Source organism: Rhodococcus sp. BH5 (genome assembly GCF_027583855.1).
GTDB classification, from domain to species: domain Bacteria; phylum Actinomycetota; class Actinomycetes; order Mycobacteriales; family Mycobacteriaceae; genus Rhodococcus_F; species Rhodococcus_F qingshengii.
Genome location: NZ_JAJHVW010000010.1, coordinates 45,847 through 66,152, shown reverse-complemented (window position 1 = coordinate 66,152; position 20,306 = coordinate 45,847). Strand labels below are relative to the sequence as shown.

Here is a 20,306-nt window from a genome sequence, read left to right as displayed (position 1 = left end):
GTGTCCGCAGGGGCCGAGCGACTGCCCGCGTCTCGAACCCCGAAGCCTGTCCCAGGGCCCTACTCTCGGAGTAGCCAATGGATACTTTGGACGTCTCCAGGTGGCAGTTCGGTATCACTACCGTCTACCACTTCATCCTTGTTCCGCTGACCATCGGACTTGCGCCGATGATCGCGATCATGCAGACGATGTGGGTGGTCACCAAAAAGGACCACTGGTATCGGCTCACCAAGTTCTTCGGCAAGCTTTTCCTCATCAACTTCGCACTCGGTGTAGCCACCGGCATCGTGCAGGAGTTCCAGTTCGGCATGAACTGGAGCGAGTACTCGCGATTCGTCGGTGACGTCTTCGGAGCTCCGCTCGCATTGGAAGGCCTTGTCGCCTTCTTCATGGAGTCCGTCTTCATCGGACTCTGGATCTTCGGTTGGGGCAGGCTGCCCAAACTTGTACACCTGGCGTGCATTTGGCTCGTGGCGATCGGCGTCAACGCGTCGGCATTCTTCATCATCGCGGCCAACTCGTTCATGCAGCATCCGGTCGGTGCGACGTACAACCCTGAAACGGGTCGTGCCGAGCTCACCAGTATCTGGGAGCTGCTGACCAACAACACCGCTCTCGCTGCCTTCCCGCACGCGGTTGCCGGCGCCTTCCTGACAGCGGCGACGTTCGTCGCCGGCATCAGTGGTTGGTGGATGGTGCGGAACATGCGCCGCGCCAAGCAGGCTGAGGCCGCCGAAGCCGAGCGCCTCGAAGCCGATGCACGGACGATGTACCGCCCGGCAACACGATTCGCGTTGCTCGTCATGATCGTGGCCGGAATCGGCATCATCTATACCGGTGACGTCCAAGGCAAGCTCATGTTCCAGCAGCAACCCATGAAGATGGCGTCGGCGGAATCGCTGTGCGACACCGAGATGGATCCGGACTTCTCGATCCTCACTATCGGCACTCACAACAACTGTGACAGCGTGACGCACGTTCTGAAGGTGCCGTTCGTTCTTCCATGGTTGGCCGAGGGCAAGTTCACCGGCGTCGAACTGCAAGGCGTGAACCAACTGCAGGAGCAGGCGGAGCAGGACTTCGGACCGGGTAACTACCGACCGAATCTCTTTGTCACGTACTGGTCTTTCCGCGCCATGATCGGCCTCGCCGCCGGTTCGGCAGCACTGGCTCTCGCGGGACTGTGGGTCACTCGTAAGGGGCGGGTCCCGGACCAGAAGTGGTTCGGAATACTCAGCCTGGTCGCGATCCCCACTCCGTTCATGGCGAACAGCGCCGGTTGGATCTTCACCGAGATGGGCCGTCAGCCCTGGGTGGTGCATCCCAACCCGACCGGCGTCGACATGATCAGACTTACTGTCGACCAAGGTGTTTCGGACCACGCGTCGGCTACCGTCTGGGCTTCGCTGATCACCTTCACCCTGCTGTACGGAGCGCTGGGAGTCGTCTGGTTCAAGCTGATCGTGCGGTACGCGAAGGAAGGCCCGTTGGAGCACGACATGCATCCGCCGGGCGATACAGATCATGACGAGCCGGAAGATCCGGACAAGCCCAAACAACTGTCGTTCGCGTACTAGGAGGCGATCATGGGACTTCAAGAAGTATGGTTCGTGCTCGTCGCAGTACTGTTCATCGGTTACTTCGTCCTCGAAGGGTTCGACTTCGGTGTCGGGATGCTCATGCCGATCGTCGGCAGAGGCAGTGACCTCCCGGCCGATACGCGTCGACGGGTGGCGCTCAACACGATCGGCCCGGTGTGGGACGGCAACGAAGTGTGGCTGATCACCGCCGGTGGCGCGATGTTCGCGGCATTCCCGGAGTGGTACGCGACGTTGTTCTCCGGGTTCTATCTACCGCTGCTGATCATCCTGGTGGCCTTGATCGTTCGTATCTGTGCCATCGAATGGCGAAGCAAGATCGACGACGACAAATGGCGTCAGCGTTGCGACTGGGGCATCATCTTCGGCTCCTGGGTCCCGGCAGTTCTCTGGGGCGTGGCTTTCGCGAACATCGTTCGGGGCGTGGCGATCAACGCCGACAAGCAGGTCGAGTCGGGATTCTTCGATCTGCTCAATCCGTACGCGCTGCTCGGCGGTCTGACCACCGCGCTGGTGTTCGCTCTCCACGGCGCAGTGTTCCTGGCACTCAAGAGTGCCGACGAGGTTCGTGAAGACGCAGTGAAAATTGCCGCACGACTGGCAATTCCGGCTATTCCGGTCGCCGGCGGATTCGTCCTCTGGACGCAACTCGCCTACGGCAAGGGATGGACGTGGATTCTGGTAGCTGCCGCTGCTGCGGCACTGATCGGCGTCGTCTTCCTGACGCGGGCCGAGCGCGAAGGCTGGGCCTTCGTTCTCACCTGTGTGGCCGTCATCGCCACCGTCGTGCTGCTGTTCGCCTCGCTGTTCCCGAACGTCATGCCGTCGACGCTGGATCCGGCGTACAGCCTGACCATCGAGAACGCGTCGTCGAGTCCGTACACGCTCAAGGTGATGACGTGGGCCGCGGCATTCATGACGCCGGTGGTGATCATCTACCAGGGCTGGACGTACTGGGTGTTCCGACAGCGCATCTCCTCCAAGCAGATTCCGGCGTCGATCGGTCTGCGATTCAAGGAGAAGACGTGGTAGTCGCGAACCCTGAATCACGACACATTCGAAACACGAAAGAACTGACGGTCGAATTCACGTGACAATCGAAGTAGGCGACGCTCCCACCACTCGGGAGCGTCGCCGGGGGCCGATCGACCCGCGGCTGTGGCGACATTCCGCTTCTGCGCGCGGCTATCTGATCCTGACTGTTGCTCTGTCGATGGTGAACGTCGTGATGGTCATCGTCGCGGCGCTCATGATCGGCCGGGTGCTGGCCGGAGTGATCACCACTCGAACTGTGGATGCTTCCTCGTGGACAACCGAATTGGTTGTTCTCGCCGCAGCTGTGGCGGTCCGAGTTCTGGGGACCTGGCTGCAGACCAGGTATGCGCACCGGGCGTCGACTCGCGTCGTTGCCGAGATCAAGAACGGCGTGCTGACGTCGGCGACGGTGATGAGTCCTCGCGATCTGGATCCGCGGCGTGACGAGATCGCGACCGTGGTCACCCGAGGTGTCGACGGCCTTGGTCCGTACCTGACGGGATACCTTCCGGCCCTGGTCTTGTCGGTGACGCTGACACCCATCACCCTGATAGTCATTGCGGTGCAGGACATGACGTCTGCGGTCATCATCTTCGTGACGCTGCCGCTGATCCCCATCTTCATGATTCTGATCGGCCTGCTGACAAAGGGTAAGTCGGAGAAGACGCTGGCAGCGATGACCACGTTGTCTTCGCAACTGCTCGATCTCCTTGCCGGTTTGCCGACGCTGCGGGCGCTCGGTCGTCAGCAAGGTCCTGCCGAGCGCGTCCGTGAACTCGGTGACGCTCATCGGCGAACGACGATGTCAGCTCTCCGCGTCGCGTTCCTGTCCTCGATGGTGCTGGAACTGCTCGCAACGCTCTGCGTCGCGTTGGTGGCCGTGAGTATCGGCTTGCGACTGGTGTACGGCGACATGTCACTCGAGCCGGGGATAGTCGCGTTGATCCTCGCCCCCGAGGTGTACCTGCCACTTCGGATGGTGGGAACCCAGTTCCACGCCGCCGAGGACGGAATGGCGGCAGCCGACAAGGCATTCGAGGTTATCGAGGCGGATTCTGCCGCACCGGAGGGTGGTAGCACGACGGTGGTCGCTCGCGGTGCCGACATCGTCTTCGACGGACTCGGCGTGACCTCTCGTGGGGGAGTCGCACCGTCTCGACTTTCCGCCGTGGCATCGCCAGGGGCGATCACCGTGCTCACCGGTCCCAACGGCTGCGGCAAGTCGACGGCAGTGCACGCGCTGCTCGGGTTGATCGAACCGAGCAGTGGGCGCGTGACGGTCGCCGGCGTCGATGTCCGAGACCTGGACGAGCACGCGTGGTGGAGTCAGTTGGCCTGGCTACCGCAACATCCGGTCCTCCTGCCCGGCACCGTTCGTGAAAATCTCGATCTCACCGGGGTCGTCGATGCGCAAGCATTGGCTCGCGCCGCTGCTGCGACGGGATTCGACGCGGTACTGGCCGAGCTGCCTGCGGGCGTCGAGACCGTGATCGGCGTCGGCGGTACAGGTCTGTCTTTGGGGCAGCGGCAACGGCTGGCACTGACACGCGTGCTTGCCTCGGACCGCGCAGTTCTTGTCCTGGACGAACCCACCGCTCACCTCGACTCGGATTCGGAAGGGACAGTGTTGGCTTCTCTGAGAGCACGGGCGGAGCGTGGCGACACCGTTGTCGTGATCGGCCACCGTCCGAGTGTGCTTGCCGCAGCTGACCGGATCGTCGAGGTGCGCGCTCATGAGAAGTGACGCTCACGATCCGCTTCTGCGTGCTCTGCGGCTACTGGAACTTCGGCCACGACGCGTACTGACGGCGGTAGCGGCGGGTGTGGCAACACTCGGTAGCGCACTCGCCTTGGCCGCGCTGTCCGCATGGTTGATCACGCGTGCTTGGGAGATGCCCCCCGTTCTCGATCTCAGTGTTGCGGTAGTTGCCGTACGCGCATTGGGAATCTCACGTGGTGTCTTCCGCTATCTCGAACGATTGACGACGCACGACGTCGCGTTGCGCGGAACCACCGCGGCGCGATCGAGGATCTACCAGCAGTTGGCCGCAGGAGATCCCGCGGCAGCAGCCGGACTACGACGCGGTGACCTGCTCTCACGTACGGGCGCCGACGTGGATGCACTGGGCGACGTCGTCGTCAAAGCACTGATCCCGATTGCGGTCTCGATTGTCCTCGCGTTTGCTGCGGTGGGAATCCTGTTGTTCATCTCGGTTCCGGCCGCGCTCATCCTGGCTGTTGCGCTGGCGGTGTCCGGGATCGCGGCACCCTGGCTTTCGGCTCGTGCTGCTCGTCTCGCCGAGGCCGACAGTTCTGCTGCCGCAGCGCGATTCAGTGAGTCCGCGGTGACCGCCCTCGACCATTCCGCCGAGCTCCGGGTATCGGGTCGCTTGGATCAGGCGGTGAGCGAGGCTGTGTCCGCCGAGAACGAGGTGGTCGATGCAACCGATCGCGCGGCGGTACCGAGTGCCTTTGCCGCCGCGGCGACGCCCCTGGCAATCGGCGTGAGCGTCCTCGGTGCCCTGTTGATCGGAATTACGCTGTACGGAACCACCGACATGTCACCGATGTCCATGGGAATCCTTGTACTGCTTCCGCTGTCGGCTTTCGAGGGAACCGCGATACTGCCCAGCGCGGCAGTTGCGTTGACCAAGGCGCGGCTGGCGTCGGCACGCATCATGGCGGTACTCGATCGAGCCGACGCCGAACACGTTGAAGGAAATCGTGCGTGGCCGGAGGACGGGGTCCTGAGTGTGCACGCGTTGCGGGCGGGTTGGCCCGGGGGAAAGGTGACCGAACCGCTGTCGGTGGATCTTCCTCGCGGTGCTCGTGTTGCCGTCGTCGGCGAGAGCGGATCCGGAAAGACCACCGCGCTGATGACGATGGCGGGACTGCTGCCGCCTATCGCGGGAACAGTGCGCGTTGGCGGAGTGGATGTTTCGGAAGTCGATCCGGCCGAACTGCGCAGGCACGTCGGGTACTTCGCCGAAGACGCACACCTCTTCGAGACGTCGGTCCTCGAGAACCTGCGCGTCGCGCGGGGTGACCTCACCGCCGAGGACGCGGAGAAGGCACTTGCCGCAGTCGGTCTCGGCGACTGGCTGTCGGAACTGCCGGACGGGCTCGACACCTACCTGGTCGGCGGTATGCGAGCGGTTTCGGGCGGTGAGCGTCGTCGGTTGCTGTTGGCACGCGCGATCGTCTCGCCCGCGGAGGTACTGCTGCTCGACGAGCCGACCGAGCACATGGACGCGGAGGCCGGCGATCAATTGCTCCGCGAGTTGCTCAGTCGCGACGCAACGCTGGTCGATTCTTCGCGAACCGTTGTTGTCGTCACCCACCAACTTCCGGACGGCGCAGCAGCTGACCAGGTGATATGCGTCGGAAAAGTTTCTGTGGAAAATACGTTGCCGTCATCGTGAAGTGGGCGTACTTTCTCCTGTACACAAGGAAGGAGGTGGTCTGAAATTGAAGTACAGACGGACGCGTGAGGTGGCTGCCAGCTAGCCGCAATCGCTGATGGAATTCACTTACCGCGTGAGCGGCCGGCGAATCCCAGGCAGCCACCCGACCCCCGAGCCCCCGATCAGTCCGACCGGGATCCGCGCGAAAGCGTGGGTGTGGCTCGGGGGTCGCTTCGTGCCGTGCGCCTTTATCAACCCCCGGCGGTTAATAAAGGCGCACAGCGTGGACAAGGATTAGGCCCCCACCATCCACCGCGCTCGAGGATCGCTCTGACCTCGGCTGCAGTTCGGCACGAGGCCCCCTCCACCTCCTCCCAGCCGAAGACCAGTGTGGCGTTGCCTGACAGTTCGGATGCGTTACCTCGCCGCCGATCCCGCAGTGCCGTCGCCCGAGAAGAGTGGAAGGCAAATCCGTCGAGTCGAACGATCAGTGCGAAACCGCAATTGCGGTAGTCGACGTCCTCGTAGAGAGTTCTCCCATCGACGAGGACCGGCGATTGCCGTCGTGCTTCCGGCAAACCGTGTGCGCGCTCGACCTCGATTGCGTAGCGATGCTCGAGTACCGACTGGACACCGCGATCCAACAGGTCCAATGTCGAGGACAGTGCTTTGACATATCGCCTCGGCCGGCGGCATTCCATTCGGGTGCGCAATTCCATCCGTGACACTTTGCACGCCGTGGCCGAGCGAACCAGAGAACGAGCGGCGTCGCGAGCCGACGGCTCTGCAACCGCCAGGTCAATTGCGGTGTCGGCCAGCGAAGTACGAGCAGGCTGAGTGGCAACGCCGATGTAGGCCTGAGCGCGTGAACGATGAACGATCACTCCGGGATGGGCAGTGGACCACCCCAACGGAACGGGGCGCGCCGGGGAGCGTTCGGGTCTGACCGTCGGACTCTGACAGCGCGAGGATCTGCCGTATCGGACCGTGATGTGGACCGGCAGTTCGGACTCGATGTGCGTGAGTCCCCACTCTTCAGCTGCCGTCCGGTGACTCAGGTAGGTCTCTCCGCCGCCGAACAGAAGGGCGGCCTCGAGAATCATTGCACGGTTGAGCGGGCCGTTGGTGCTGGATTGAACGCCGTGGAGGACGGTTGTCCATTGACCCGATTCGACCAGATGTTGGATGCGCCGCGGTGAATAGCCGAAAGGGCGTAGTTGTTTATTGGTCGCGAGTCCGTGTTGGAAGTCGAAGAGTCTTCGGAGATCAGGATCGATGTAGTCGCAGCTCATGCGAATACCGTCAGATCGCGGACCGACAAGAATCGGTCGAAGATGCCGCTCCGAAGCCCGCCTGTGGAATTTGTCGGTGCCTGTGGATAAATCTGCTGTGCGCCTTTATTAACCGCCGGGGGTTAATAAAGGCGCACAGCAGAGCTAGCCGATGTAGCGCGTCAGGCGGGCCGAGAGACGCGGTTCCAGGCCACCGTCAGACATGATCCGCTCTTCGACGTACGCGAGGTCGCCGCCTTCGACGATGCCGTACAGACGCTTCGCGCCGCCGTACAGTGCACCGGACTGGCTGCGGATCACCACGTCGGTGGCAAGTTCCCACGACGCCTGGGTGAGTGCGCGCCCGTAGTACATTTCGACGACACCGGAGCTGTGGCTGAGCAGGAGTTCGACCACTTCCTGGTTGACGCTGCCCGGGATGCCGTCGCCGCCCATGCGCCAGTAACCGCTCTCGCGCAGATCGGGGCTCACGTACTTGCCCTCGGCGTCGAGGCGCCAGGACCGGGACTCCCAATTGAGGTACGGGCCGCCGTCGTGCGAGATGACGATCTGCTGACCGAAGGCGTAGTCGCCGTTCTCGTCGTGTCCTTCACCTTCGCCGCGCCAGACACCGACGAGGGGGAGAAGCGCGAGGAGTTCGGGATTGATGTCCGGGCCGAGGCGCAGGTTTGCGGTGTCCTCCGGCAACGGAAGGTCCGGCAGGGTCGGAATGTTGAGCGACGCCGTCGACTTGGAGCGCTCGACGGCGATGGCGACAGCTTCGTCCCCGCTGCCGCGCCTCACGGCACCTGCAGCGGCGGAATCGTCAGCGGTCGCGTCGGACCCTGAATCCGGAGCCTGACTCACGACTCGTCGGTGACCAAGCGGTACACGACGTACACGGAGAACCAAGCGATCATGACGGATGCGAGTGCGAGGAGTACCTCGAAGAAAATGACCACGGGTACATCTTAGACCGCGGCGACCGACCGGAAAAATCGGGAGCCGGAATGCAGAAGGCCCCGCACCGGAGGGGTGCGGGGCCGCCTGACAAAGCAGGAATTACTTGCTGACGGTCACGTCCACGTTGTGCACGCCCGAGCCCTCGGGAGCGACGGTGGAGGTGCCGTTGCCCGAGCTGGACAGTGCACGCACGGTCCACTCGCCCGGAGCGGCGAAGAAGCGGAAATCGCCGGTTCCCGATGCCACGACCTCGGCCGTGAACTCTCCGGAGCCGTCGAGCAGACGCACGAATGCGCCGCCGATGGGCTGGCCGTCAGCTGCGAGAACGCGGCCGGTGATGACCGTTTCCTTCTCGACGTCGACGCCGGCAGGCAGGGTCTGGCCCTGAGTAGGTGCTCCACACATGATCAGGCTCCCAATTCGATCGGTGCGCCGACGAGTGAGCCGTATTCGACCCAGCTGCCGTCGTAGTTCTTGACGTTGTTCTTGCCGAGGATCTCCTGCAGGACGAACCAGGTGTGGCTCGAACGCTCGCCGATGCGGCAGTAGGCGATCGTTTCCTTGGTGTCGTCGAAGCCCTTTTCCGCGTACAGCTTGGCGAGGTCGTCGTCCGACTTGAAGGTGCCGTCCTCGTTGGCGGTGGTGCTCCACGGGATGTTGATGGCTCCGGGGACGTGGCCACGCTGCTGCGCCTGCTCCTGCGGAAGGTGGGCGGGAGCGAGGATCTTGCCCGAGAACTCGTCAGGGCTACGAACGTCGACGAGGTTCTTGCTGCCGATGGCGTCGATGACCTCGTCGCGGAAAGCGCGGATCGAGAAGTCGGGGGTCTCGGCCTTGTACTGCGTGGCTTCGCGGTTGACTGCGTCCTTGGAGAGCGGGCGTCCGTCGAGTTCCCACTTCTTGCGGCCGCCGTCGATCAGCTTGATGTCCTGGTGGCCGTACAGCTTGAAGTACCAGTAAGCGTAAGCGGCGAACCAGTTGTTGTTGCCACCGTAGAGAACGACGGTGTCGTCGTTCGCAATGCCTTTGGCGGAGAGCAGATCCGAGAACTGCTCCTGGTTCAGGAAGTCGCGTCGGACGCCGTCCTGGAGGTCCTTGCGCCAGTCGAGCTTGACTGCACCCTCGATGTGGCCGCCGTCGTATGCGCTGGTGTCCTCGTCCACCTCGACAAAAACGGTCTTGGGGGTGTTGAGGTTCTGCTCAGCCCAGTCAGCGGAGACTAGGACGTCGGAGCGAGCCATGGTGTTCCTTTCGATGTGGTCTTGCATCGGTCGTTATCTAGCAGGGGTTCAGCAGGGTTGTGGGGCAAGCGTTTTCACGCGGTGGTAGCGCGGCCGGTATTTCGCAGCCTTGCGACGAGTGGATAGATCTGGCAGCCGAGGCAGATGCCGAACGCGGCGTTGAGCAGGGCCGCGAACAAGGCGAAGCCGGTGGCAACGGTGCCGACGATCGTCGACCCGGCCAGGAAACCGACCGTGCCGGCGAGTGCGAAGACGAAGCCGACGAACTGCGCGAAGCGCAGCGGCGCCACGGGTTCGCGTTCGCTGACCGGCGAGAGTCGCGGGGCGACGAGCTTGCCGAAGATCTGGCCGTACGGGCTGCGCTTGGGGCCGAGTACCGCTCCGACCGCGAAGACGATGGCCTGTAGTGCGAGAACGACGGTGGCGGCGGGCAGTGAGAAGGTCGAGAGGATGAGCGTGAGTACGAGAACGCCGGTGGTGACCCACGCGGCGAATCGAGGTCCGCGGACGTCGACCTGCTCGAGCTGGGGTGTGGTTGTGGACATCGGGAGTGCTCCTGCGCTGGATTGCATGATGCTGTGCCTGGACCGAGAAAACGGGACGTCAAAGTCCCACTCGGTGGATTGATCACGTGAGCGAAAGCTCGAAGGTCAGAGAGATCTGACGGATGTGGTGATCAGCAACAGGTACAGCAACAGCCCCCGAGGCGGCACAGGTCTACTGCGCGGCGTCGGGTGAGCATCAGCTCGTGGCGGGTTTGCACGTCGGCGAGTTTACCCCGAATTCTCGGATTTTGGCTCGTGGGGTCCGGATAGTGGTACGAGTGCAGCTTTCAGATCGGCTGCGGATGGCACTCCGGACACCCGGAACTGTTCCTCCAGGCCACCGTCGAGGATGAAGGTGGTGGGCAGCGAGAGGACACTCATCTCGCGTGCCAGAGCCGGTTCCTTGTCGATGTCGAGCTCGATCTCCACCGGCGGACGGGGAGCGTCGGCCATCGAGATCACGACCTGACCGACGACGCGGCGTACTGCCGCGCACGGTCCGCACCAGTCGGCAGAGAAATGCAGTACGACGGGTCCGCCGTTCGGCGAAGAGACTCCAGCGGCGCGGAGCAGTTCGAGGCGACTGTCCGCCGCGCCGGTCGCGGCCGGCGTGGTGACTCGGACCTTTCCGTTGCGCGACTTGAGAAAGAGCCCGACCGCGACGACGGCCACCAGCGCGACCAGCAGAATTGTGATCCCGGTCATCGGTTCTGCAGCTCTGCGAGATCGATCGTCGTGTTTTCGGCGCTGCCTTCGATCACGATTCTTCCGCCCTCCGCGTAGACCAGGCTCGGCTGAATTCCGTAGGGGAGTGCCTGCGGATCGATCGTGTAGCTGAACAGTCCGAGGACGACGGGTTCGAGTGCTGCGGGGATCGAGAAATCGGCTTTGCCCTCCGGACCGAAATACAGATTGCTGGCGACGATCTTGACCTGCCCACCTTCCAGAACCAGGTTGGCCTGCACGCTCACTGCAGTCTCGACCGGGCCGACGGCAACCGTTCCCGTCAGCACGACGGCGCCCGCGGTGCTCGCTCCGGTTCCGCCGCTGCCCCCGGTGCCATCCGACTTGTTGGCAGGCGGCGAAGATACCTGCAGGTCAGGGATATTGAGCAGCTTTCCGAGGTCGGTGGCGTTGATTCCCATCCGGCCGTCGAGTTTGTCGACGGGGAGTTGGGTGACATTGCCGTTCACGATGTCGGAGAAGGGAACGGTGACCCCGCGCAGATCGGCCTCGACGGTCACTTCGCCCACCACGTCGCTCTGGACGCCGGTAGCTCTGACGTAGACGTCCTTGTATTTCCCGCCGAGTGCCTGGGTGAGGAAGGGGAACCCGTTGAAGGTGACCTCCGGATCCGACTCGAGTGATGCGCCGGTTCGGAGCTCGCGGGAAACCCGGTACTCGGCGTACGCGGCCGCGCCGAAATCGGCCACCAGTCCGAGGCCGAGGAGAAAGACGATGCCGATGATCAGTTTGCGCACCGCACCATTGTGACGGACTCCGGTCGGGGTTCGATGCGACGGCCCCGGTACCAGGCACGCTAATGTAGGGACCGACCAAAAGCGTCGAACTACTCGAGCGTTGCCCTCACGGGTTGCGCGGGCTACTAGATAGGAGGCCGTGTGGAACTGCTCCTCCTCACCTCCGACCCCAACCCGGAAGCTGTACTACCGGCGTTGGCGTTGCTGGCGCACTCGGTTCGGCCTGCCCCCACAGAGGTTTCCTCGCTACTCGAGGCAAGTTCCGCGGACGTGGCATTGGTGGATGCGCGCACCGATCTGGCTGCCGCACGCGGGTTGTGTCGATTGCTCGGAAGCACAGGATCCGCAGTACCTGTGGTCGCCGTCCTCACCGAAGGCGGACTCGTTGCCGTCAACGCCGACTGGGGGTTGGACGACATCCTGCTTCCCGGTACCGGTCCGGCTGAGGTGGACGCCCGATTGCGGTTGTTGGTCGCCCGCAGCGGCGGTGTGGCCAGTCCGGAAGCGTCGGGAAAGATCACGCTGGGCGAACTGGTTATCGACGAGGGGACGTACACGGCACGACTGCGTGGACGGCCCCTTGATTTGACTTACAAGGAATTCGAGCTGCTCAAGTACCTCGCGCAGCACGCCGGACGGGTATTCACCCGGGCGCAGCTGCTGCAGGAAGTGTGGGGCTACGACTTCTTCGGCGGCACCAGGACGGTCGACGTCCACGTGCGTCGTCTGCGGGCGAAACTCGGCACCGAATACGAGTCCTTGATCGGTACAGTCCGAAATGTCGGATATAAGGCAGTGCGTCCGACCAGGGCCAAGGGTGGCGCAGCTGCTCCCGTTCAGTTCGAGGACGACGAGGACGTCGACTACGACGCGGCCGACGGATCGGTGGTCTGACGTGGGTTGGACAGATTCACTGCCGGCTGGATTCGCCGAGCAGGTTTCCGCGCTTCTCGATCGCGCAACCGAGTTCGACGGCAAGGCGCCCGTGTCGGAACAGGGGCGCCATGCCGTTGCCGGGCGCGGCGGCGCGCGACACTTCCTCGAACTCGACGGCGATGCAGTCGTCGGTTATGCGCAGCTGCAAGCCGGTTCGGACGAGCATCCCGACATGGCGGAGTTGGTGGTCGACCCGCAGGCGCGGCGCCGCGGCATCGGAACCAGGCTTGCCGCAGCGGTATTCGACGAGGGCCGGCCGGGCACGCGTGTCTGGGCGCACGGAAACGTCGACGCCGCAGTCGAATTCGCCAAGAGCCTCGATCTGGTCAGCGTTCGTGAACTCCTGCAGCTGCGTCGACCACTCGATGCTCCGCAGCTTCCGGAAATCGTTGTGCCCGAAGGTGTGACGATTCGGACGTATGGTGGACCCGAAGACGATTCCGAGATCCTTCGCGTCAACAATGCGGCCTTCTCCTGGCATCCCGAGCAGGGTGGCTGGACCCAGGCGGAGATCGACGAGAGAACGGCCGAAGGTTGGTTCGACCCTGCTGGTCTGTTCATGGCGTTCGCGGACACCGATCCCGATACTCTTCTCGGCTTTCACTGGACCAAGGTGCACGCACCCGAAGGTGACGATCCGGAGCTGGGGGAGGTGTACGTCGTGGGGATCGATCCCGCGGCGCAGGGACGAGGTCTCGGCCGAGTGCTGACTCTCGCGGGCATGCATTACCTGCGTGATCGCGGCCTCGGAACCGTCCTTCTGTACGTCGAAGGCGACAACACGGCCGCCCTCCACACGTACGAACGACTCGGCTTCGATCGGTTCCATGTGGACATGGCTTACGCCCGCGCGCTCTGACGTCACAGTCGGACACGCAGAAATGTCCAGTCTGTTCATTCTCCGTTAACCATGTGTGGTCCAGCCGGACACCGCGCCCGCCTACTTTTCTCTGTGGGCAGCGCCGTGTTGCCTGATGCAGATTTCAATCATTCTGCGTCTCATGTCGCCGCCCGATCGTGGGCGTGGCGGTAGCGATTTCCGGAGGATCTTGGTGAATCTCAAGCGCAGTGGTGCCCTGTTCGGTGTAGTGGCCGTGGGCGCCATGACCTTGGCCGCATGTGGCAGCGACAACAACTCGTCGTCGACGGGTGTGGACGCGTCCGCATCGAACGCAACGTGCGAAGGCAAGAGCAACCTCTCTGCCGCTGGTTCCTCGGCACAGAAGAACGCCATGGACCAGTTCGTCGCCACTTACATCTCCGTGTGCCAGGAAAAGGGCAAGACGGTCAACGTCGCGTACAACCCCAGCGGTTCGGGCGACGGTCGTACACAGTTCATCGCCGGCCAGATCGACTTCGCCGGCTCCGACTCGGCCATCAAGGACGAGCAGGCCGACAAGGCCAAGGAGCGTTGCGTCGGCGGCGAAGCCTGGAACCTTCCCCTCGTCTTCGGCCCGATCGCAGTTGCATACAACCTCGACGGCGTCGACAAGCTCGTTCTCAACGCAGAGGTTCTCGCGAAGATCTTCAACGGCGGCATCACCAAGTGGAACGATCCGGCAATCGCCGCGCTCAACTCCGGTGCATCGCTTCCCGACGAGAAGATCACCACCGTGATCCGCTCCGATTCCTCGGGTACCACCGACAACTTCCAGAAGTACCTCGACGCGGCATCGAACGGTGCTTGGACGTCGGGCGCAGGGTCCGACTTCACCGGTGGCGTCGGTGAGGGCGCCAAGGGTTCGGCGGGCGTTGCACAGGCAGTTGCCACGGCACCGGGTTCGATCACTTACGTCGAGAAGTCGTTCGCCGATCAGAACAAGCTCTCGGTTGCCGAAATCAACACCGGCTCCGAGGCAGTCGCACTGACCAACGACACGGCCGCGAAGTCGATCGCAGGCGCGAAGTTCAAGTCCGACGCAACCGGCGACCTGACGCTCGACCTCGCGTCGATCTTCAAGACCAACGAAGCCGGCGCCTACCCGCTGGTTCTCGCCACGTACTCGATCGTCTGCTCCAAGGGCTACGACGCGGACACCTCCGCAGCAGTGAAGTCGTTCCTGACGAGCGCGGCCAACGAGGGTCAGGCCAACCTGGCCGAGCAGGGTTACGTCCCGCTGCCGTCCAACGTCCAGGATCGCCTCAACGCGTCCATCACGGCAATCAGCTGACCTAGAGACTCGTGCGGACAAGCTCATGGATCTACATTCAGACGTGAAGGAAGTGAGCGCGCATGAGTGACGCGCCCATCACCTCGACATCTCGTTCTCCCGGCCCCGCAACCAGCGGGGCCGGGGTGGGCGGTCCGAACGGCACCACGGAGGACACGATTACTTCCACCAAGGCTCCAGAAACCGAGCATCCTCCGAAGGGTGACGGTCCGGGTAGCGGCAACAGCAAGACGGTGACCCGTCCGGGTGACCGCATCTTCAGCTCGCTCGCATCCGGTTCGGCAATCTTCATCACGGTTGTCATCGCGGCGATCGGCGCGTTCCTGATCTGGCGTGCTGTTCCTGCTTTGAGCCGGAACCAGGTCAACTTCCTGACCAGCCGTGAATGGGTCACGCAGAACATCAACGCGATGGCGTTCGGTGTCCTCGACCTTTTCCAGGTCACGGTGTTGGTCTCGCTGTTCGCACTGGTGCTCGCGATGCCGATCGCACTGGGCATCGCGATCTTCCTGACTTCGTACTCACCCAAGTGGCTCACGCGGCCACTGTCGTACACGATCGACCTTCTGGCAGCTGTGCCGTCCATCGTCTACGGCCTGTGGGGACTTCTCGTCTTCGCTCCGGCGATCACCCCGGTCGCGGTGTGGCTCAACGACACTCTCGGCTGGTTCCCGCTCTTCGCCGACGGCAGCGGATCGATCACCGGTGGCGGCACCATCTTCACCGCAGGCATCGTCCTCGCCGTGATGATCCTTCCGGTCATCACTGCAGTGACCCGCGAGGTGTTCATCCAGACCCCGCGATCACAGATCGAAGCCGCACTCGCCCTCGGCGCCACGCGCTGGGAAGTTGTGCGCACCACGGTCATCCCGTTCGGTAAGTCCGGCTACATCAGCGGCTCGATGCTCGGTCTCGGACGCGCACTCGGTGAGACGATGGCGCTCTACCTGATCCTGCGCACCACCTCTCAGGCCTTCGGCTGGTCGCTGTTCGACGGCGGCTCGACCATCGCCTCCAAGATCGCCCTCGGCTACGCGGAGTTCAACAACGACATCCAGGCAGGCGCGTACATCGCGGCCGGACTGGTGCTGTTCGTACTGACCTTCGTCGTCAACGCGGCTGCCCGCGCAGTGATCGCCGGAAAGAAGGACTGACCCATGACCTCCACTCTGGACCGGCCGGTCAAGGCCCCCACTTTCCAAGGCGTCGGCGCTCGTCGTCGTGCCAAGGACGTCATCGCGACCATCCTGGTGAGCCTGGCAGTCGTCATCGCGCTCATCCCGTTGGTCTGGGTGCTCTTCACGGTCATCGCCAAGGGCCTGCCCGCTCTGACGTCGCCTACCTGGTTCACCAACTCGCTGAGCGGATTGACGGCGTCGGCCGACGGCGGCGGTATCTATCACGCATTGATCGGCACCCTGCTGCAAGGCATCGTGTGCGCGGTCTTCTCCATCCCGCTCGGTATCTTCGTCGCGATCTACCTGGTGGAGTACGCCGACCGGAAGTCGAAGCTGGGCAAGCTGACCACGTTCATGGTCGACATCCTCAGCGGTGTTCCGTCGATCGTGGCCGCGCTGTTCATCTACGCCCTGTGGATCGCGACCTTCGGCTTCCCCAAGTCCGCGTTTGCGGTGTCACTGGCTCTGGTCCTTCTGATGGTCCCGGTCGTCATCCGCTCCACCGAGGAAATGCTGCGCATCGTCCCGATGGATCTGCGAGAGGCGTCGTACGCGCTCGGTGTGCCGAAGTGGAAGACCATCTCGAAAATCGTTCTGCCGACGGCACTTCCCGGCATCATCACCGGCGTCATGCTGGCCCTGGCCCGCGTGCTCGGTGAGACCGCACCGCTGCTGATCCTCGTCGGCTACGCACCGTTCATCAACTTCGACCTGTTCAACGGCGAAATGGGCACACTGCCTTCCGTCATGGTCGCCGAGATGAACAACCCCACCGACGCCGGCACCAACCGCATCTGGGGCGCAGCACTGACCCTGATCCTGCTGATCGCGATCCTCAACATCGTCGCGAAGCTGATCGGTCACTTCTCACAGGTCAGAAGTAAGTGATGCGGCCTCGGAACATGTTCGTACTCAACAGCGTCAACAACTCAGTAGGGAGCCGGTAATGGCCAAGCGTCTGGATCTCAAGGACGTCAACATCTACTACGGCAAGTTCCACGCCGTCGCCGATGTGGGCCTGTCCGTCCCGCCCCGGAGCGTCACCGCCTTCATCGGCCCGTCCGGTTGCGGCAAGTCCACCGTTCTCCGTTCACTCAATCGCATGCACGAAGTGATTCCCGGTGCGCGCGTCGAGGGTTCGGTGCTGCTCGACGGCGAGGACATCTACGGCTCGAACGTCGATCCGGTCGGTGTTCGCAAGACCATCGGCATGGTGTTCCAGCGACCCAACCCCTTCCCGACCATGTCCATCAAGGACAACGTCGTCGCGGGCTTGAAGTTGCAGGGCGAGCGCAGCAAGAAGAAGCTCGACGAGGTGGCCGAGCGTTCGCTGCGCGGTGCCAACCTGTGGAACGAGGTCAAGGATCGCCTCGACAAGCCCGGTGGCGGCCTCTCAGGCGGTCAGCAGCAGCGTCTGTGCATCGCGCGTGCCATCGCGGTCTCGCCCGACGTCCTGCTCATGGACGAGCCGTGCTCCGCGCTCGACCCGATCTCGACTCTCGCGATCGAAGACCTGATCACCGAGCTGAAGAAGGACTTCACGATCGTCATCGTCACGCACAACATGCAGCAGGCTGCGCGTGTGAGTGACCAGACGGCATTCTTCAACCTCGAGGCAACCGGCAAGCCCGGTCAGCTCGTCGAGATCGACGACACCGAGAAGATCTTCTCGAACCCGACGCAGAAGGCCACCGAGGACTACATCTCCGGCCGCTTCGGATAGGTCCCGGGATCAACCCTGCACGATCATGTTTCACCCCCGTTTCCAACAGGAGACGGGGGTGAAACTTTTTGGTTGTGGTGATAGTTCCCACTCCGGTGCGCAGAGCTGAGCGTCGTTGGGCGCCCGAATAATTCGATGAGCAGCGCAAGTGCGCCGAGTGGGCGCTGAAGTAGCCGACGACGTGAATCTCGTGGATACTGACGACGCTTCGGACAATGCTAATCTCGGCCCGACAGCACGCTGTCGATCGATGTCGTTTCACAACCGGAAGGGCTTGTCAGTGCACCTCACCCCTTCAGATACCGAAAAGCTGCTCCTGAGCGTCGCGGGCATGGTCGCCCGTGACCGCCGCGAGCGCGGGGTACTGCTGAACTACCCCGAAGCGATGGCACTGATCTCGTGCTGGATTCTCGAGCGCGCGCGTGACGGAATGACGGTTGCGGAACTGATGAACGCCGGTCGGCAAGTGCTCACCCGCGACGACGTGATGGAAGGGGTACCCGAGATGATTGCAAACGTCCAGGTGGAGGCCACTTTCCCGGACGGTCGCAAACTGGTCACCGTGACGGAGCCCATTCGATGATTCCCGGCGAAGTACGTGTGTCCACAGAACCGCTCGAGTTCGGCACGGACGCGGAGAAGATCACGATGGTCGTCGTCAACGACGGCGATCGCCCCATTCAGATCGGTTCACATCTCCACCTTCCCGCGGCCAACCCGGCGTTGACCTTCGATCGCGAAGCGGCAGACGGCTTCCGGCTCGACATCCCCTCGGGAACGTCGGTTCGGTTCGAACCCGGGGTCAGCAGAACGGTGACACTGATCGCGCTCGGCGGACTCAAAAGGGTTCCGGGCCTGCAGATCGTGCCGGACGAAGACCTACCGACACATGCGCGCGAGCCCAAGACCGTCATGCCCTTCGGCACGCCCGGCGTCGAGGTCGAAGAACCTTTGCGAGCGTCCTCGGTGAACGTGCGTGTGAGTGATGTTCCAGTCGAGGCGGATTCACCGGACGACGCCGCGACGACAGTTGAGAGGACAGCCGAATGAGCAGGATCGATCGACGCGGCTACGCCTCCCTGTACGGCCCGACCGCAGGCGACCAGATCCGTTTGGCCGACACAGATCTGTGGATCGAGATCGAGCACGACTACACCGCGACCGGCGACGAGATGGTCTTCGGCGGCGGTAAGAGCATCCGCGAGTCGATGGGCCAGGGCCTGACCACTCGCGACCAGGGCGCTCTCGACGTCGTCATCACCAACACGGTGATTCTCGATCACTGGGGAATCGTCCGGGCAGACGTCGGAATTCGCGACGGACGCATCGTTGCGATCGGCAAGTCCGGTAACCCCGACATCATGGATGGCGTGCACCCCAAGTTGCTCATCGGGCCGAGCACCGACGTGATCGCCGGTGAGGGAAAGATTCTCACCGCGGGTGCGATCGACACTCACGTGCACTTCCTCAGTGAAGTCGAGATGATGGAAGCACTCGCCACTGGTACGACGACCGTGGCGGGCGGCGGAACGGGCCCCACCGAAGGAAGCAAGGCAACCACTGTCACGCCCGGCGCCTGGTCGCTGACGATGATGCACCGCGCCCTCGACCACATCCCGCTCAACGTCCTCCTTCTCGGCAAGGGCAGCACCGTCAGCCATGAGGCCATGCGTCAGGAAGCTCTCGCCGGCGCAGGCGGATTCAAGGTCCACGAGGACTGGGGTTCCACTCCGGCTGCGATCGACGCAGCTCTGCGCGCAGCCGACGAGTTCGGCCTCCAGGTAGCGCTGCACGCCGACAGCCTCAACGAAACCGGTTACGTACAGCACACTTTGGATGCGATCGCCGGACGCGGGATCCACGTGTTCCATGCGGAAGGCGCCGGCGGTGGGCACGCACCGGACATCATCGTGACGGCAGGTGAGCCGAACGTTCTTCCGGCATCGACCAATCCGACGTTGCCGCATACCGTCAACACGGTTGCCGAGCACCTCGACATGCTCATCGTCTGTCATGCGCTCAATCCCCGGGTTCCGGAGGATCTTGCCTTTGCCGAGTCCCGGATCCGGCCGACAACGATTGCAGCAGAAGACTTTCTGCACGACATCGGAGCCATCTCGATCACCTCGTCCGACGCCCAGGCGATGGGCCGTATCGGTGAGGTGACCCTGCGGACATGGCAGGTGGCTCACGTCATGAAGGCCCAGTACGGCAAGCTGGGCACCAGCATGCCGGCCGACAACGAGCGTGCGCGGCGTTACGTCGCCAAGTACACGATCTGCCCCGCGGTGGCGCACGGTATCGATCACGAGATCGGCTCGGTCGAGGCCGGGAAGATGGCGGACCTGGTGCTGTGGGATCCCGCGTTCTTCGGAGTCCGTCCTTCTGCCGTGATCAAGGGCGGGGCGATAGTTGCTGCGCCGCTTGGTGATCCGAATGCTGCTATCCCGACCCCGCAGCCGGTGTTCGTTCGCCCGGCCATCGCGGCGACTCCGGGATCGGCCCCGCACCTGTCCACGACGTTCGTCTCTCCGATGGCCATCGAGGACGGTCTGGCCGATCGTCTCGGTCTCACCCGCACCCTTACCGGTGTTCGTCCGACGAGACACCTCACCAAGGCGGACATGCCGAACAACACGGCGCTGCCGTCCATCGACGTCGATCCGGAGACGTTTGCCATCAAGGTCAACGGCGACCTGATCGCGCCCAACCCCGTTGACGTAGTGCCGATGGCTCAGCGCTACATGCTGTTCTGAAACC

At 63.2% G+C, this 20,306-nt stretch carries 21 protein-coding genes; 13 read left to right on the top strand and 8 right to left on the bottom strand.

Features of this window, described 5'->3' with window-relative positions; genetic code table 11:
• The first annotated feature begins 77 nt into the window (after window positions 1–77).
• Genes RhoBH5_RS23545 through cydC form a run of 4 tightly spaced genes read left to right on the top strand, consistent with a single transcriptional unit; the run spans window position 78 to window position 6,055 of the window.
• A complete protein-coding gene (locus RhoBH5_RS23545) occupies window positions 78–1,577 on the top strand; it encodes a cytochrome ubiquinol oxidase subunit I (protein ID WP_007733830.1) in 1,500 nt (499 codons plus the stop codon).
• 9 nt (window positions 1,578–1,586) lie between these two features.
• Window positions 1,587–2,630 (top strand): cytochrome d ubiquinol oxidase subunit II, encoded by a 1,044-nt coding sequence (cydB, locus tag RhoBH5_RS23540; RefSeq protein WP_003939727.1) that lies wholly within the window; start codon window positions 1,587–1,589, stop codon window positions 2,628–2,630.
• Window positions 2,631–2,688: 58 nt separating this feature from the next.
• Window positions 2,689–4,377, top strand: coding sequence for a thiol reductant ABC exporter subunit CydD (cydD, locus tag RhoBH5_RS23535; RefSeq protein WP_270008856.1), 1,689 nt, complete (start codon window positions 2,689–2,691; stop codon window positions 4,375–4,377).
• Window positions 4,367–6,055, top strand: a complete 1,689-nt coding sequence (cydC, locus tag RhoBH5_RS23530) for a thiol reductant ABC exporter subunit CydC (RefSeq protein WP_054187702.1) — start codon at window positions 4,367–4,369, stop codon at window positions 6,053–6,055. The genes cydD and cydC overlap by 11 nt, the downstream gene beginning before the upstream one ends.
• A 233-nt stretch (window positions 6,056–6,288) precedes the next feature.
• Here cydC and RhoBH5_RS23525 read toward each other — a convergent pair whose 3' ends face one another.
• The 8 genes from RhoBH5_RS23525 to RhoBH5_RS23495 all read right to left on the bottom strand — a co-directional run bounded on the left by RhoBH5_RS23525 (window position 6,289) and on the right by RhoBH5_RS23495 (window position 11,538).
• On the bottom strand, window positions 6,289–7,329 hold the full coding sequence (locus tag RhoBH5_RS23525; RefSeq protein ID WP_270008855.1) for a type IV toxin-antitoxin system AbiEi family antitoxin domain-containing protein: 1,041 nt from the start codon (window positions 7,327–7,329) through the stop codon (window positions 6,289–6,291).
• Window positions 7,330–7,473: 144 nt separating this feature from the next.
• Window positions 7,474–8,112, bottom strand: a complete 639-nt coding sequence (locus RhoBH5_RS23520) for an FABP family protein (RefSeq protein ID WP_039973378.1) — start codon at window positions 8,110–8,112, stop codon at window positions 7,474–7,476.
• A gap of 258 nt (window positions 8,113–8,370) precedes the next feature.
• The gene (locus tag RhoBH5_RS23515; RefSeq protein ID WP_003939797.1) at window positions 8,371–8,676 is read right to left on the bottom strand and encodes a DUF1416 domain-containing protein; all 306 of its coding nucleotides are present in this window, start codon (window positions 8,674–8,676) and stop codon (window positions 8,371–8,373) included.
• A gap of 2 nt (window positions 8,677–8,678) precedes the next feature.
• Window positions 8,679–9,512 (bottom strand): sulfurtransferase, encoded by an 834-nt coding sequence (locus RhoBH5_RS23510; protein WP_003939859.1) that lies wholly within the window; start codon window positions 9,510–9,512, stop codon window positions 8,679–8,681.
• A gap of 74 nt (window positions 9,513–9,586) precedes the next feature.
• A complete protein-coding gene (locus tag RhoBH5_RS23505) occupies window positions 9,587–10,057 on the bottom strand; it encodes a DUF4395 domain-containing protein (RefSeq protein ID WP_003940408.1) in 471 nt (156 codons plus the stop codon).
• A gap of 131 nt (window positions 10,058–10,188) precedes the next feature.
• Window positions 10,189–10,275, bottom strand: coding sequence for a putative leader peptide (locus RhoBH5_RS32730; RefSeq protein ID WP_350318872.1), 87 nt, complete (start codon window positions 10,273–10,275; stop codon window positions 10,189–10,191).
• A gap of 10 nt (window positions 10,276–10,285) precedes the next feature.
• On the bottom strand, window positions 10,286–10,762 hold the full coding sequence (locus RhoBH5_RS23500) for a thioredoxin family protein (RefSeq protein ID WP_003939684.1): 477 nt from the start codon (window positions 10,760–10,762) through the stop codon (window positions 10,286–10,288).
• A complete protein-coding gene (locus RhoBH5_RS23495) occupies window positions 10,759–11,538 on the bottom strand; it encodes an LmeA family phospholipid-binding protein (RefSeq protein WP_003939847.1) in 780 nt (259 codons plus the stop codon). Before RhoBH5_RS23495 ends, RhoBH5_RS23500 begins: the two co-directional genes overlap by 4 nt.
• A gap of 141 nt (window positions 11,539–11,679) precedes the next feature.
• On the opposite strand from RhoBH5_RS23495, the gene RhoBH5_RS23490 reads away from it, so the two are divergent.
• The 9 genes from RhoBH5_RS23490 (at window position 11,680) to RhoBH5_RS23450 (ending at window position 20,302) form a co-directional block, all read left to right on the top strand.
• Window positions 11,680–12,432, top strand: a complete 753-nt coding sequence (locus RhoBH5_RS23490; RefSeq protein WP_003939728.1) for a winged helix-turn-helix transcriptional regulator — start codon at window positions 11,680–11,682, stop codon at window positions 12,430–12,432.
• Between the two features lies 1 nt (window position 12,433).
• Window positions 12,434–13,333, top strand: a complete 900-nt coding sequence (gene mshD / locus RhoBH5_RS23485) for a mycothiol synthase (RefSeq protein ID WP_007733842.1) — start codon at window positions 12,434–12,436, stop codon at window positions 13,331–13,333.
• A gap of 193 nt (window positions 13,334–13,526) precedes the next feature.
• Window positions 13,527–14,645, top strand: coding sequence for a phosphate ABC transporter substrate-binding protein PstS (pstS, locus tag RhoBH5_RS23480; protein WP_270008887.1), 1,119 nt, complete (start codon window positions 13,527–13,529; stop codon window positions 14,643–14,645).
• Window positions 14,646–14,707: 62 nt separating this feature from the next.
• Window positions 14,708–15,799, top strand: a complete 1,092-nt coding sequence (pstC, locus tag RhoBH5_RS23475; protein ID WP_007733846.1) for a phosphate ABC transporter permease subunit PstC — start codon at window positions 14,708–14,710, stop codon at window positions 15,797–15,799.
• A 3-nt stretch (window positions 15,800–15,802) separates the two neighbouring features.
• Window positions 15,803–16,711, top strand: a complete 909-nt coding sequence (pstA, locus tag RhoBH5_RS23470) for a phosphate ABC transporter permease PstA (protein WP_003940100.1) — start codon at window positions 15,803–15,805, stop codon at window positions 16,709–16,711.
• Window positions 16,712–16,769: 58 nt separating this feature from the next.
• Entirely contained in the window at window positions 16,770–17,546 is a 777-nt protein-coding gene (gene pstB, locus RhoBH5_RS23465) for a phosphate ABC transporter ATP-binding protein PstB (RefSeq protein ID WP_003939968.1), read from the top strand.
• Between the two features lie 280 nt (window positions 17,547–17,826).
• Window positions 17,827–18,129 (top strand): urease subunit gamma, encoded by a 303-nt coding sequence (ureA, locus tag RhoBH5_RS23460; protein ID WP_003939800.1) that lies wholly within the window; start codon window positions 17,827–17,829, stop codon window positions 18,127–18,129.
• Entirely contained in the window at window positions 18,126–18,596 is a 471-nt protein-coding gene (gene ureB / locus RhoBH5_RS32600) for an urease subunit beta (protein WP_007733849.1), read from the top strand. Before ureA ends, ureB begins: the two co-directional genes overlap by 4 nt.
• Window positions 18,593–20,302 carry an urease subunit alpha gene (locus tag RhoBH5_RS23450; RefSeq protein ID WP_007733854.1) on the top strand — a complete coding sequence of 570 codons (1,710 nt, stop codon included), beginning with the start codon at window positions 18,593–18,595 and terminating at the stop codon, window positions 20,300–20,302. Before ureB ends, RhoBH5_RS23450 begins: the two co-directional genes overlap by 4 nt.
• Window positions 20,303–20,306 lie beyond the last annotated feature (4 nt).